The 12,884-nt window shown below is 73.2% G+C and carries 13 protein-coding genes; 6 read left to right on the forward strand and 7 right to left on the reverse strand.

Annotation, left to right across the window (positions count from 1 at the left end):
* Nucleotide 1 precedes the first annotated feature (1 nt).
* Nucleotides 2–898, forward strand: coding sequence for a Dyp-type peroxidase (locus tag BJ983_RS06995; RefSeq protein ID WP_179793159.1), 897 nt, complete (start codon nt 2–4; stop codon nt 896–898).
* On the opposite strand, the gene BJ983_RS07000 is transcribed toward BJ983_RS06995, so the two are convergent.
* The 3 genes from BJ983_RS07000 to BJ983_RS07010 all read right to left on the reverse strand — a co-directional run bounded on the left by BJ983_RS07000 (nt 841) and on the right by BJ983_RS07010 (nt 3,969).
* Nucleotides 841–2,499 carry a chloride channel protein gene (locus BJ983_RS07000; RefSeq protein ID WP_179793160.1) on the reverse strand — a complete coding sequence of 553 codons (1,659 nt, stop codon included), beginning with the start codon at nt 2,497–2,499 and terminating at the stop codon, nt 841–843. The genes BJ983_RS06995 and BJ983_RS07000 overlap by 58 nt on opposite strands.
* A complete protein-coding gene (locus BJ983_RS07005; RefSeq protein ID WP_218890142.1) occupies nt 2,496–2,942 on the reverse strand; it encodes a MarR family transcriptional regulator in 447 nt (148 codons plus the stop codon). Before BJ983_RS07005 ends, BJ983_RS07000 begins: the two co-directional genes overlap by 4 nt.
* A gap of 157 nt (nt 2,943–3,099) precedes the next feature.
* A complete protein-coding gene (locus tag BJ983_RS07010) occupies nt 3,100–3,969 on the reverse strand; it encodes an SCO6745 family protein (RefSeq protein WP_179793162.1) in 870 nt (289 codons plus the stop codon).
* A 50-nt stretch (nt 3,970–4,019) separates the two neighbouring features.
* On the opposite strand from BJ983_RS07010, the gene BJ983_RS07015 reads away from it, so the two are divergent.
* On the forward strand, nt 4,020–4,874 hold the full coding sequence (locus BJ983_RS07015) for an esterase/lipase family protein (protein WP_343053831.1): 855 nt from the start codon (nt 4,020–4,022) through the stop codon (nt 4,872–4,874).
* 75 nt (nt 4,875–4,949) lie between these two features.
* On the opposite strand, the gene BJ983_RS07020 is transcribed toward BJ983_RS07015, so the two are convergent.
* A complete protein-coding gene (locus tag BJ983_RS07020; protein WP_179793164.1) occupies nt 4,950–5,153 on the reverse strand; it encodes a hypothetical protein in 204 nt (67 codons plus the stop codon).
* 57 nt (nt 5,154–5,210) lie between these two features.
* Here BJ983_RS07020 and BJ983_RS07025 point away from each other — a divergent pair, with 57 nt between their 5' ends.
* Genes BJ983_RS07025 through BJ983_RS07035 form a run of 3 tightly spaced genes read left to right on the forward strand, consistent with a single transcriptional unit; the run spans nt 5,211 to nt 8,975 of the window.
* Nucleotides 5,211–6,233, forward strand: coding sequence for an NAD(P)/FAD-dependent oxidoreductase (locus tag BJ983_RS07025; RefSeq protein ID WP_179793165.1), 1,023 nt, complete (start codon nt 5,211–5,213; stop codon nt 6,231–6,233).
* A gap of 42 nt (nt 6,234–6,275) precedes the next feature.
* Nucleotides 6,276–8,204 (forward strand): translational GTPase TypA, encoded by a 1,929-nt coding sequence (gene typA, locus BJ983_RS07030; RefSeq protein ID WP_179793166.1) that lies wholly within the window; start codon nt 6,276–6,278, stop codon nt 8,202–8,204.
* A 57-nt stretch (nt 8,205–8,261) separates the two neighbouring features.
* Entirely contained in the window at nt 8,262–8,975 is a 714-nt protein-coding gene (locus BJ983_RS07035; protein WP_179793167.1) for a hypothetical protein, read from the forward strand.
* A 10-nt stretch (nt 8,976–8,985) separates the two neighbouring features.
* On the opposite strand, the gene BJ983_RS07040 is transcribed toward BJ983_RS07035, so the two are convergent.
* Both BJ983_RS07040 and gndA read right to left on the reverse strand, forming a co-directional pair.
* Nucleotides 8,986–9,672, reverse strand: a complete 687-nt coding sequence (locus BJ983_RS07040) for a DedA family protein (RefSeq protein ID WP_179793168.1) — start codon at nt 9,670–9,672, stop codon at nt 8,986–8,988.
* A 48-nt stretch (nt 9,673–9,720) separates the two neighbouring features.
* A complete protein-coding gene (gene gndA, locus BJ983_RS07045; RefSeq protein WP_179793169.1) occupies nt 9,721–11,160 on the reverse strand; it encodes an NADP-dependent phosphogluconate dehydrogenase in 1,440 nt (479 codons plus the stop codon).
* A 153-nt stretch (nt 11,161–11,313) separates the two neighbouring features.
* Here gndA and BJ983_RS07050 point away from each other — a divergent pair, with 153 nt between their 5' ends.
* A complete protein-coding gene (locus tag BJ983_RS07050; protein WP_179793170.1) occupies nt 11,314–12,174 on the forward strand; it encodes a GH12 family glycosyl hydrolase domain-containing protein in 861 nt (286 codons plus the stop codon).
* Nucleotides 12,175–12,253: 79 nt separating this feature from the next.
* Here BJ983_RS07050 and BJ983_RS07055 read toward each other — a convergent pair whose 3' ends face one another.
* Nucleotides 12,254–12,850: an NADPH-dependent FMN reductase gene (locus BJ983_RS07055; RefSeq protein WP_179793171.1), complete on the reverse strand. Its 597-nt coding sequence runs from the start codon at nt 12,848–12,850 to the stop codon at nt 12,254–12,256.
* Nucleotides 12,851–12,884: the final 34 nt, after the last annotated feature.

Below are 12,884 nucleotides of genomic sequence, written 5' to 3' on the forward strand. Positions count from 1 at the left end.
CATGGCCGTCCCGCAGAACGGGGTGCTCGCCCTCGGCACCTCCTCGCACGTCTACCTCGAGTTCGACCGCCGACCCCACGTGGACGCCGCCGCCCTCGCGCACGCGCTCGCGGAGCTCGCCGTCTCGGTCCGGACGACGGGTGCGGTCAGCCTCGTCGTCGGGATGCGCCCGGAGCTGTGGGCCGAGGCCGCGCCGCAGGACGCCCCGGCGGACGTGCACGGGTACGACGAGCCGGTCACCGGCCCGGACGGCTTCTCGATGCCCGCGACGCAGCACGACGCGGTGATCTGGGTGTCCGGCGGCAGTCGCTCGGTGGTGTTCGACGGCGGCACCACCGCGGTGGCCGCCCTCCACGGGGTCGCCGACCTCGCCGACGAGACCGCCGCCTGGTCCCACCACCACGACCGGGACCTCACCGGCTTCGAGGACGGCACCGAGAACCCGCCCGCGGCCGAGGCCCCCGGGGTCGTGCTCGTGCCGGACGGGCAGCCCGGCGCGGGCGGGTCGGTGCTCCTGCTGCAGAAGTGGCGCCACGACGCCGACCGCTGGACCGCGCTCGACCGCAGCACCCAGGAGGACGTCATCGGCCGGACGAAGCCCGACTCGGTCGAGCTCGACCCGAAGCCGGCGGACGCCCACGCCGCGCGGACCGACCAGGACACCTACGGCCACATCGTCCGTCGCAACTCCGCCTACGGGGACACCACCGACCACGGCACGATGTTCGTCGGCTTCTGCGCCTCGCAGGGGCCGCTCGCGGCGATGCTCGACGCCATGGCCGGGCAGGACGGTCCGCGGGACGCCCTGACCCGCTACACGACCGCCCTCACCGGCGCCTACTACGTCATCCCCGCCGCGGACAGCCTCGTCCGGCTCGCCCCCGCTCCGGCGGGCTGACCGAGCAGCGCCGCGAGGGTCGTCGTCCCCAGCACCTCCCCGTCCTTCCCGACGACGGGTGCTGCCGAGACCCCGGCGGCCAGGAGCCGCTCCCGGGCGTCGGCGAGCGTGTCGTCCGGACCGACCGTCACCGGGTCCGCCACGAGCTCCCCGGAGCGCCGTTCCACCCCGAGTAGCCGGCCGTCGTCGGCGACGCGCAGGCGGAGGCGCCCCGACCCGTCGTCCGGAACGGGGGACATGACCTCGTCGACGAACCGCACCGAGAAGGGGTCGACGGCGTACTCGCGGGAGAGATGCCCGCCGCGGCGGGCGATCTTCTCGGTCAGCACCGACCGGCGCAGGAGCAGGATCGACACGCCGTAGGCCGTGGCCGAGGCGATGAGCAGCGGGAGCAGCGCCGACCAGGCGTGGGTGAGCTCGAGCGAGAAGACCACGCCCGTCAGCGGCGAGCGCATCACACCACCGACCGTCGCCGCGAGCCCGACCAGCGCCCAGAACCCCGGCCCGACCGGCGGCAGGACCAGTCCGGCGAGCGCGCCGAGGGCCGCGCCGATCATGAACGTCGGCGCGAGCACCCCGCCCGACGTCCCCGAGCCGAGCGACAGCCCCCAGATCAGCGACTTCACCACGAGGATGCCGACGATCAGCGAGAGCGCGGCGTGGCCGGAGAGCAGGTCACCGATGACGTCGTAGCCGACCCCGAGCGCCCGGGGCACGATCAGCCCGCCGATCCCGATGATCAGTCCGCCGATCGCCGGCCACCACATCCAGTGCAGGCGGCCGCGGAGCAGTTCGAAGGTGTCCTCGGAGCGGTAGACCAGCGCGGTCACGGCGACGGCGAGCAGCCCGCCCAGCACCCCGATCCCGATCGCGAGGAGCTCCGCGGGCACGTCGATGCGCCAGCCCGCCGTGTCGAGCCCGAAGAGCGGCCCGGACCCGAGCAGCGGCGCCCGGAGCAACGTCGCCGTCACCACGGCCGCCGTCACGGGCAGGAAGCTGCGCGGCCGCCACTCGAAGAGCAGCAGCTCGACGGCGAGGAGCACGGACGCGAGCGGGGCGTTGAACGTCGCCGCCATACCCGCGGCCGCCCCCGAGACCATGAGCGCCTTCCGCTCGTCGTCGGTGAGGCGCAGCCGCTGCGCGACGAGGGAGCCGAGGGCCCCGCCGGTCATGATGATCGGGCCCTCGGCGCCGAACGGCCCGCCGGTGCCGATGCTGATCGCGGCCGAGGTCGGCTTCAGCAGCGCGACCTTCCCCTCCACGACGCTGCGCTTGAACAGGATCGCCTCGAGCGCCTCCGGCATGCCGTGGCCGCGGATCTTCTCCGAGCCGTAGCGCGCCATCACGCCCACGACCAGCCCGCCGACCACGGGCGCGCCGAGCACCACCCACCACGGGGCGTGCAGCTGCCCGGGGCTCACCGTGTCGGTCGCCAACCGGCCGCCGAACACGGCGTTGGTGATCAGTCCGATCAGCCGGAGCAGCAGCCACGCGGCCACGGCGCCGAGGGCACCGATCGGGATCGCCCAGGCGACGATCGCCCCGACGCGCGGGGTCAGCGTGAAGTCGGCGAGGGGTCCGGGACGTCGGGTCACGGTCACGGGTTCATCAGCTCCAGAGGGCCGGTGCCGTCGGGATCCGCGGCGTCCCGGAGGGCGGAGAGGGCGGTGGTGAGGGCGTCGCGGTGCTCCTCCGGCAGGCGGCCGACGAGGTCCGCGAGGGCCTCCCGACGACGGGCCAGGACGGTGGCGACCACGGCCCGCCCGGCCTCGGTGGGCTCGAGCACCACGACGCTGCGGTTCGCCGGGTCCCGACGACGGGTCAGGTGGCCCGAGGCCTCCAGCTGGTCGCCGAGGCGGGTCACCGACGAGGCGGCGGAGCCGAGCCGGTGCGCGGCGACGGTGCCCGCGCTCGGGCCGAGGTCGTCGAGGACGAGCAGGAGCCGGAACTGGGGGAGGGTCACGTCGAGGTCCTCGAGCGCCCGGGTCGCGATCCCGACGAGCAGCCTCGTCGTGCCCATGAGGGCGTCCACCGCTTCGTTCACGCACGCAACCATTGCGCACTGCAACGCCTGCGTCAGCTCAGTGTGGCCCCGATCATCCGGCCGGCGGCGGATGAACCCGGAACGCACGCGAGGGCCACATCAGGCAGCTCTCCGCGCCGTCTGCCCTGCCTGATGTCACCCTCGCGGCGGGGAGCGGCTACGTCGCCGACCGGTCCGCGGCCGGCGCGAAGACGCCCTCGGGGAAGGCGCCGGCCGCGAGGAGCCGCTTCGTCAGGCCGCCGCCGACCTCCGCGAGCTCGGCGGTCGCGTCGGGGCCGAGGTGCTCCCACGGCGCCGCGGAAGTCCGGGACGTCTGCGTCTCGATCTCCTCACGGAAGGCCGCCCCCTCCGCGGTGAGGGACAGCTCGCCGTCCACCAGCCCGCGGTCCCGCAGCCCCGCGACCGCCTCGCCCCACTGGTCGGGCGACCACCCGCGGGTCTTCTGCGCCACCTCCGGGAGGAACCCCTTCCCGGTCGCGGTGTGCAGGACGAGCGCCTCGACCCCGGACACGCCCGCCGCGAGCAGGGCCGCGAGGTGCCCGTCGCCGCGGTACTCGCGGAGCAGCGTGATCGCGTGCCACAGCGCCAGGTGCGGCTCGTCGGGCCAGGGCAGGTCGGCGTGCGCGGCGTAGAGCACGCGGTCCTCGGAGGTGCAGGCCTCCGACGCCCGACGGGCCAGCACGCCCGCCCGCTCGCACTCCCGCGACGACACGGCGTCCCCGAGCAGGCGGCGCAGCGCCCGGTCGGCGGCGCGGAGGCGGGCGTTGAGCACGACCTCGGGCGGGGCCGACAGCCAGATCATCGGTACGAACCGGGCGACCAGCGCCGGGTTGAAGTTGTAGTACGTCGCCGCCACGACCCCCGGCCCGATTGCGCCCATCGCGGCCGAGCGCTGCGCGAAGTACTGGGCCCGTGGGTGCTCGATCCCCAGCTCGCCGAGCTCCTCACCGACCTCGGGCGCGAAGTAGATCATCGAGTGCAGGGGTTCGAGGCGGCGGTACACGCGGGCGACGTCACGGGGCTCCACGAGGACGCACGCTAACGCGAGCACACACGATCATGGGCACACTGGAGGTCGTGACCCGGTGGCCCCAGCGTGCGCCCCTCGGCGGCCTCGCCCCGCGACGCCGCCTGTTCGTGCTGGTCATGGCGGGGATCGTGCTGGCCGTGGCGGTGCTCGTCGGGGTGTCGGTGGCCCGCGAGTACGCCGTGCCGCCGCAGGCCGACCCGGCGGTCATGGGCCCGGTCGTGCTCGTCCCCGGATACGGCGGCAACACCGACGCGCTGCAGGCGCTCGCGCTGCGCCTGCGGGTGGTCGGGCGGCCGGCCGTCGTCGTCGATCTCCCCGACGGCGGGACGGGCGACTTCGCCGCGCAGGCGGCGGCCATCGACGACACGGTCCGCGACCTCATCCGCCACGACGACGCCACGAGCGTCGACCTCATCGGCTACTCCGCCGGCGGCGTCGCCTCGTGGCTGTACCTGCAGACCGGGACGACGGCGCCCGCGATCCGCCGTGTGGTCACCCTCGGGTCACCGTTGCAGGGCGCGGAGCTGGCCGCGGCCGGCGGTGCCCTGGTGCCCGGCGCCTGCCCCCGGGCCTGCCAGCAGCTCGCCCCCGGCAGCGCTCTGCTCGCCCGGCTCGCGGCGGCGCCCCGGCCGGACATCCCCTGGCTCTCGCTGTGGACCGACCAGGACGACACCGTCACCCCACCCGCCTCGTCCGCGCTGCCGGGCATCCGCTCGATCCGGCTCCAGGCGGTCTGCGACGGCATCCTCATCGGTCACGGCCAGCTCCCGACGGCGGGTCTGGCCATCGGGCTGACCCTCCGCGCGCTCGGCACGAGGTCCCTCCCGGTCGCGGTGCCGGGCGACTGCTCCCGTCTGCAGGCCGAGGGGGTCGGGCGGCCGGTCCTCGTCGGCACGCGCTGACCGCCGCGAGGGTGACGTCAGGCAGGGCCGACGGCTCGGGGAGCTGCCTGGCGTGACCCTCGTGAGCTGCCGGTGTCACCTCAGGCGCTGCGGGTCGCCCGCGTCCACCTCCCCGTGCGCACCGGCCCGCTTCGCGAGCCAGATGCCGCCGCTGATCACGAGCGCGCCCGCGATCAGCCAGCCGAGGGCGCCGAGCAGGAAGTGCACGAGCGGCAGGACGACCCCGCCGAGGAGCACGAGCGCGCCGATACCGACCAGGACCCACACCACGATCTTCATGACGTCGAGCCTGCGCCGGACTGCGCCGCGCGGGATCGGGGTGCGACCCTGAGTTTCATGCGGGTCACCGTGGTGGGTGCCGGGATCGTGGGGCTGGCGACGGCGGACGCGCTGGTCCGGCGCGGGCACGACGTGACCGTCCTCGAGGCGCGCCGGCCGATGGGCGCACGCAGCGTCGGGGCGTCCCGGATCTTCCGGCTCGCCCACGGCGACCCCGCCCTGGTGGCCGCGGCGGCGGAGGCCCGGGGGCTCTGGGACGCCTGGTCGGAGCGCGCCGGGCGCCCGCTGCTCGGCGCCGAGGGCGCGATCGTCTCCGGCCCACGGGTCGACGACTGGGCGGCGGCCATGGGAGCCGCCGGTGCGGCGCACGAGGTGGGCGACCAGCCGTCGGGAACGCTCGGACGCACCGAGGGACCGACGCTCCGCGATCCGGCCGGGGGAGCGCTCGACCTCGCCGGCGCGGGCCGCCTGCTGCAGGAGGCCCTGCGCCCGGTCCTGCGACCGGGCCGGGTGGTCGACCTGGACGAGCTGATCGCCGACGCGATCGTCCTGACGGCGGGGGCGGGCACCGCCGAGCTCGCCGCGCAGGTCGGCATCGAGGTGCCCGCCGAGTTCTGCCACCACGTCCGCCTCGCGTTCCGGCTCCGCGCGCCGCGGGCGACCGTCCCGCCCGCCCACCTCGACGGCACCCCCGGACCGGATCTCGCCTCGACCTACCAGCACCGCACGCCGGAGGGCGCCTGGGCGATCGGCGGCCACCTGCCCGACGCCCTCACGACGACGGGTGAGAACTCCCTCGACGAGGTCCGCCGCCGGTCCCGCGACGCGGTCACGGCGCACGTCGCGGAGCGGATCCCCGAGCTCGACCCGGCCCCGGTCGACGAGGTCACCTGCACCCCGACGGCGGGGGAGGGTGACGGGGTACGGACGGCCCGGGCCGGGAACGTGCACGTCCTGTGGGGCGGGAACCTCGCGAAGTTCGCCCCGTTGCTGGGAGAACGCCTGGCCGGAGCGGTCGACGGGGACCACGTGGCGCACGCCATCGGTCCACCCGACGACCCGGCGGATCACGGTCGGTAACCTGGAAGGGTCCGGCACCCTGTTTGAAGGAAGTCTCTCCTCGTGACCACGTCCGCACCCGAGCGGCCCGGGTCCGCCGATCCCGCCCTGCGCACCGACCTGCGCAACATCGCGATCGTCGCCCACGTCGACCACGGCAAGACCACGCTCGTCGACGCCATGCTCCGCCAGTCGGGCGCCTTCGCCGCGCGTGCCGAGCTCGTCGACCGGGTCATGGACTCGGGCGACCTCGAGCGCGAGAAGGGCATCACGATCCTCGCGAAGAACACGGCCGTGCGCCGCGGGGACGTCACCTTCAACATCATCGACACCCCCGGCCACGCCGACTTCGGGGGCGAGGTCGAGCGCGGGCTGTCGATGGTCGACGGCGTCGTCCTGCTGGTGGACGCCTCCGAGGGCCCGCTCCCGCAGACCCGCTTCGTGCTGCGCAAGGCGCTCTCGGCCCGCCTGCCCGTGATCCTCGCCGTGAACAAGACCGACCGCGCCGACGCCCGGTGCGAGGAGGTCGTCAACGAGTCGCTCGACCTGCTCCTCGAGCTCGCGACGGACCTGGAGATGGACGACGACGTCGTCTCCCAGCTCCTCGAGCTCCCGGTCGTCTACGCCTCGGCCCGCGCCGGCAAGGCCTCCCTGGAGCGCCCCGCCGACGGCACCGTGCCCGAGTCCGAGAACCTCGACCCGCTGTTCGAGCTGCTCCTCTCCGAGGTGCCGGCGCCGGCGGACGACCCGGACGGGACGCTGCAGGCCCACGTCACCAACCTCGACGCGTCGGCCTACCTCGGCCGCATCGCGCTGTGCCGGGTCCGCTCCGGGCGCATCCGCCGCGGCCAGCAGGTCGGCTGGTGCCGCGCCGACGGCACCGTCACCCGCGTCAAGGTGACCGAGCTGCTGCGCACCGAGGGCCTCGAGCGGGTCTCGGCCGAGCACGCCGACGCGGGCGACATCGTCGCGGTCGCCGGCATCGCCGAGGTCACCATCGGCGACACCCTGGCCGACCCGGACGACCCGCACCCCCTGCCGCGCATCACCGTCGACGAGCCCGCGATCTCGATGACGATCGGGATCAACACCTCGCCGCTGGCGGGGCGCGACCCGAAGCCGGGCACGAAGCTCACCGCGCGCCTGCTGAAGAACCGCCTGGACTCCGAGCTGGTCGGCAACGTGTCCATGCGCGTCCTGCCCACCGAGCGTCCCGACGCCTGGGAGGTGCAGGGCCGCGGCGAGCTGGCGCTGGCGATCCTCGTCGAGCAGATGCGCCGCGAGGGCTTCGAGCTCACGGTCGGCAAGCCCGAGGTCGTCACGAAGACCGTCGACGGCAAGCTTCACGAGCCGTTCGAGCGCCTCTCGGTCGACGTCCCCGAGGAACACCTCGGCGCGGTCACCCAGCTGCTCGCGGCCCGCAAGGGCGAGATGCTCGAGATGACGCACTCGGCGACCTCGTCGCACGTGCGCATGGAGTACCGGGTGCCGTCGCGGGGCCTCATCGGCTTCCGCACGGAGTTCCTCACGGAGACCCGCGGCACGGGCATCGCGAACCAGCTCTTCGACGGCTACGGGCCGTGGGTGGGCGAGCTCCGGGCGCGGCTGTCGGGCTCGCTGATCGCCGACCGCGGGGGAGCGGTGACCGGCCACGCCGTCGGCCTGCTCGCCGACCGCGGCGACCTCTTCGTCGGGCCGACCACCACCGTCTACACCGGCATGGTCATCGGGGAGAACTCCCGCTCGGAGGACATGGAGGTCAACATCGTCCGCGAGAAGAAGCTGACCAACATGCGCCAGTCCAGCCAGGACGTCCTCGAGCGGCTCACCCCGCCGCGGCACCTGTCCCTCGAGCAGGCGCTGGAGTTCTGCTCCGAGGACGAGTGCGTCGAGGTGACGCCGTCCGCGGTCCGCATCCGCAAGGTCGAGCTCGACTCGCACACCCGCAACCGGCAGCGGTCGCGGCAGAAGCAGGGCCTCGCCGGCACGTAGGTCTCGCCCCGGGGCTCCTCGGTCCGTCACGATGCGCGTGACGCCGAGGAGGCCCCGATGAGCGTGACCTTCGACCTGCGGCTCGACGACGGGCGGATCACGGCCGTCTGGATGCTCGGGTCGTTCCTCGTGGTGTTCCTCGTGACCCGCGGGATCACCCGGCTGATCCGCGCCGGCCGCGGCCCGTTCCGCGACACCTCGGTCGGTGGCGTCCACGTGCACCACCTCGTCTACGGCATCGCGCTGATGCTGCTCGCCGGGGCGGGGGAGTTCATCTACCGTCCCGACGGCGGGTGGCGCACGGTCCTCGCCGTCGCGTTCGGCGCGGGGGCGGCGCTCGCGCTGGACGAGTTCGCCCTGTGGCTGCGCCTCGCCGACGTCTACTGGTCCGACGAGGGTCGGCTCTCCGTCGACGCGGTGCTCATGGTGACCGTGGTCGGCACGCTGCTCGTGCTCGGCGCCAACCCCTTCGGCACGAACGGCGAGGACGGCGCGCTCGGCGTCGCGCTGTCGGTCATCCTGACGACGGGGGCGGCCATCACGGCCGCGTTCAAGGGCAAGATCGTCACCGCGATCATCGGGGTGTTCGTGCCACCCGTGGCACTGCTGGGCGCCCTGCGCCTGGCCCGCCCGACCTCGCCCTGGGCCCGCCGTCGGTACAGCCCCGGATCCCGGCGGGACCTCCGCTCCCGGCGGCGCTACCCCGACGGGGCCCGCAATCCCTGGGACCGCGTCGTGGATCTGGTCGGCGGCATCTCGCGGAAGCCCTGAGGACCGGCCGTCAGGCCTCGTCGTCGGGAACGCGGAGGACCTGCGTCGGCGCCTCCATCTTCTTCACCGCCCGGTGCCTGCGGTAGCGCTTGACCAGCATGAACACCACGAGGGCCACCAGCAGGACGAGCACGACCGTCTGGAAGACCCCCGCGTACTGCTCGACGAGCTGCCACTGCGAGCCGAGCGCGTACCCGCCGCCCACGAAGACCGAGTTCCAGATCAGGCTGCCGAGCGCCGTGAACGCCGTGAACTCCCACCAGGGCATGCGGCGCTGGCCGGCCGGGATGGACACGAACGACCGGACGCCGGGGATCATGCGGCCCCAGAACACCGAGGCGCGACCGTGCCGGTCGAACCAGGCCTCCGCCTTCGCCACGTCGTCCTCGGAGACCAGCGGCATCCGGGCGATCGTGCGCCGGACCCAGCCGTCGGAGCAGAGCATCCCGACCAGGTAGAGCGCGACCGCGCCGACCACCGACCCCGCCGTCGTCCAGATGATCGCCGCCCAGACCGAGAACTCCCCCCGACCCGCCGCGAAGCCCGCCAGCGGCAGGATGATCTCCGAGGGGATCGGGGGGAACACGTTCTCGATGGCGACGATGAGGCCGGCGCCGGGGGCCCCGAACGAGGCCATGAGGTCGGTCGCCCAGCCGGCGAGACCGCCGTCGCTCGCAGGTGCCTGCACGGGGAGCATGACCTCTCAACGTCCGGGTCGTCCGGTTTTCTCCCGGACGTCCGAGATCTACGCCTCCGACTCGGCCCGGTCGTCGGTCGCCCAGGCGGTGTGGAAGGTCCCCTCGCGGTCGGTGCGCCGGTAGGTGTGCGCCCCGAAGAAGTCGCGCTGGCCCTGCACCAGGGCGGCCGGGAGCCGGTCGGCCCGGATGCCGTCGTAGTAGGCGAGGGCCGAGGAGAAGCCCGGCGTCGGGATCCCGAGCTGCGCGGCGGACGCGACCACGCGACGCCAGGAGTCCTGGGCCCCGCCGATGGCCTCGGCGAACGCCTGGTCGGTCAGCAGGGTGGTCAGGCCCGGCTCCCGCTCGTAGGCCGCGGTGATCTCCTCGAGGAACTTCGCGCGGATGATGCAGCCGCCGCGCCAGATGCTCGCGACCTTGCCGAGGTCGATGTCCCAGCCGTACTCCTCGGCCCCGGCCTGGATCTCGTTGAAGCCCTGTGCGTAGGCGACGATCTTGGACGCGTAGAGCGCCTGCTCGATGTCGTCGGCGAAGCCCTCGGCGGCCGCGCCCTCGAGGCGGGCGCCGGACACGCCGGGCAGGTCCTTCGCCGCGTCGCGCAGCGTGCGGTTGCCCGAGAGCGAGCGCGCGAACGTCGCCTCGGCGATGCCGGTGACGGGCACCCCGAGGTCGAGCGCCGCCTGCACGGTCCAGCGGCCGGTGCCCTTCTGCTCGGCCTCGTCGGCGACGACGTCGACGAACGGCTTGCCGGTCTCGGCGTCGGCGTGCGCGAGGACCTCGGAGGTGATCTCGATGAGGTACGAGTCGAGACGGCCCCGGTTCCACGCCGTGAACGTCTCGGCGATCGCGGCCGGGTCCATGCCCAGGCCCTTGCGCAGGAGGTCGTAGGCCTCGGCGATGAGCTGCATGTCGGCGTACTCGATGCCGTTGTGCACCATCTTGACGAAGTGACCCGCGCCGTCGGCCCCGATGTGGGTGCAGCACGGTTCCCCGTCGACCTTGGCCGAGATGTCCTCGAGCAGCGGGCCGAGGCTGTCGTAGGCCTCCTTCGGCCCGCCGGGCATGATCGAGGGGCCGTTGAGGGCGCCCTCCTCGCCCCCGGACACGCCCATCCCGACGAAGTTGAGGCCCTTCTCCGAGAGCGCCTTCTCCCGACGGCGGGTGTCGGCGTAGTGCGCGTTGCCCGCGTCGATGATCACGTCGCCCTGCTCGAGGAGGGGGACGAACTCGTCGATCACCGCGTCGGTGGCCTTGCCTGCCGGGACCATGAGGATGATCCGGCGCGGCTTCTCGAGGGCCTGCACGAACTCCTCGGCCGAGTACGTCGGGACGAACGTGCCCTCGTCGGAGAAGTTCTCCGCGAGGTCCTTCGTCCGCTTGTCGGTCCGGTTGTGCAGCGCGACGGCGTGCCCGTGCCGCGCGAGGTTCCGTGCGAGGTTGCGCCCCATCGTGGCGAGGCCGCTGACGCCGATCTCCGCTGTCTGACTCACGAGGAGCAGTGTGCCCGCGAACGGGGGGCGCACACGCTCGACGGGGTGACGTTTCGAAGGAACCGCTAACGACGGTCCCCGCGACCGCGAGGTAGCGGTCGTACCGCAATGGCAGCAGACCGTTGCGGACGGTCACGGGGAGTACGACAGACGATGATGGATCGGACGCCGGACACAACGGTCACCCACCACGGCGGTCGCGCAGCGGTACGCCGGGCCGCCACCCGCGCCACCCACAGGACGCGGTTCCTCGTCGCTGCGCTGCTCACCCTCGTGGTGGCGGCCGGCTCGCTCCTCGTCGGCAACGCGGTCGCGTCGGCCGCGACGTACCCCCAGGTGTGCGACCAGTTCGGCTCGAAGCTCGTCGGCGGCAAGTACGTCGCGCAGAACAACCGGTGGGGCACGAGCAGGAACCAGTGCATCACCCCGTTCGACACCGGCTTCTCGCTCGACGTCGCCGAGGGCACCAACAACGGCGGCCCGTCCTCGTACCCGTCGCTCTACCGTGGCTGCGTGTACGGCTACTGCACCCCGGGCTCGACGAACGTCCTCCCGGCCCCGGTGAAGTCTCTCGGCACCGTACGCTCGAACTTCGCGACGACGGGTCCGGACAAGTCGCAGCCGGTCAACCAGTACAACACCGCCTACGACATCTGGTTCGACCCGAGCGCCACGCAGTCCGGCCGCAACACGGGCGCCGAGATGATGATCTGGCTGAACCGCACCTCGTGGGTCCAGCCGATCGGCAAGCCGTACTACGACGTGAACATCGGCGGGCAGGTCTACACCGTCTGGTACGGCAAGATCGACCTGCCGGTCATCTCCTACGTCAAGAAGGTCCCGACGACGTCGGTGTCGAACCTGCCGATCGACTCGTTCGTCAAGGACGCCACGGCCCGCGGCGTGATCAAGTCCACCTGGTACATGACCAGCGTCCAGGCCGGGTTCGAGCCGTGGACCGGAGGCAAGGGCCTCAAGGTCACCAACTTCTCGGTGACGCGGAACGGGCTGTAGCGCACCCCCCTGACAGGAAAGCGTCGTTGCCTGCACCCGGTGCAGGCAACGACGCTTTCCTGTCGTTCCGGGACGGCGCTCAGGCGCGCGTGCCCTGCAGACCGAGCTTCCCGACCCAGGCCGCGAGCCCGTCCAGGGCGGCCTTCGCGCCCGCCTCGGTCTCGGGCGCGGGGGAGAAGACCCGCTCGTCGCCCTCGCCGGACACGTTCTTCATGGCGAAGGGGATCGGCACCGCAGCCGACACCGGCACCATGTTCAGCCCGACGAGCACCGGCCAGAGCGCCTCGGCGGCGCGGGTCCCCGCCGCGACCCCGCCGTAGCTGACGATCGTGGCGGGCTTGCCGGCCCACTCGCGGTTGAGGTGGTCCAGCGCGTTCTTGAGGACCGCGTTGAAGCTGTGGTTGTACTCCGGGGTGACGAACACGAAGGCGTCCGCCCGGGCGATCGTCGCGCTGAACGCCTTGGTGGTGTCGAGGGTGTAGCGGCCGAACCGGGGGTGCTCGGGCTCGGCGAACATCGGCAGGTCCACCTCGGCGAGGTCGACGATCTCGACCTCGAAGCCCTCGTACGCCCGGGCGTACTCCGCGAACCACCGCGCGATCGGCTCGCCGATGCGTCCCGGCCGGGTGCTCGCGACGATGATCTGCAGCAGCGGACGCCGGGCGTCGTCGCTCATGGGTGCTCCTTCGGACGGCTAACAGTTGTTTCCA

It is taken from the genome of Actinomycetospora corticicola (assembly GCF_013409505.1).
Taxonomy (GTDB): domain Bacteria; phylum Actinomycetota; class Actinomycetes; order Mycobacteriales; family Pseudonocardiaceae; genus Actinomycetospora; species Actinomycetospora corticicola.

Bases quoted from the DNA above. Each gene is read 5' to 3' on its own strand.
- BJ983_RS06995 (WP_179793159.1), top strand. From the start codon at position 2: ATGGCCGTCCCGCAGAACGGGGTGCTCGCCCTCGGCACCTCCTCGCAC.
- BJ983_RS07020 (WP_179793164.1), bottom strand. From the start codon at position 5,153: ATGAAGATCGTGGTGTGGGTCCTGGTCGGTATCGGCGCGCTCGTGCTC.
- BJ983_RS07025 (WP_179793165.1), top strand. From the start codon at position 5,211: ATGCGGGTCACCGTGGTGGGTGCCGGGATCGTGGGGCTGGCGACGGCG.
- BJ983_RS07035 (WP_179793167.1), top strand. From the start codon at position 8,262: ATGAGCGTGACCTTCGACCTGCGGCTCGACGACGGGCGGATCACGGCC.
- BJ983_RS07040 (WP_179793168.1), bottom strand. From the start codon at position 9,672: ATGCTCCCCGTGCAGGCACCTGCGAGCGACGGCGGTCTCGCCGGCTGG.
- BJ983_RS07050 (WP_179793170.1), top strand. From the start codon at position 11,314: ATGATGGATCGGACGCCGGACACAACGGTCACCCACCACGGCGGTCGC.
- BJ983_RS07055 (WP_179793171.1), bottom strand. From the start codon at position 12,850: ATGAGCGACGACGCCCGGCGTCCGCTGCTGCAGATCATCGTCGCGAGC.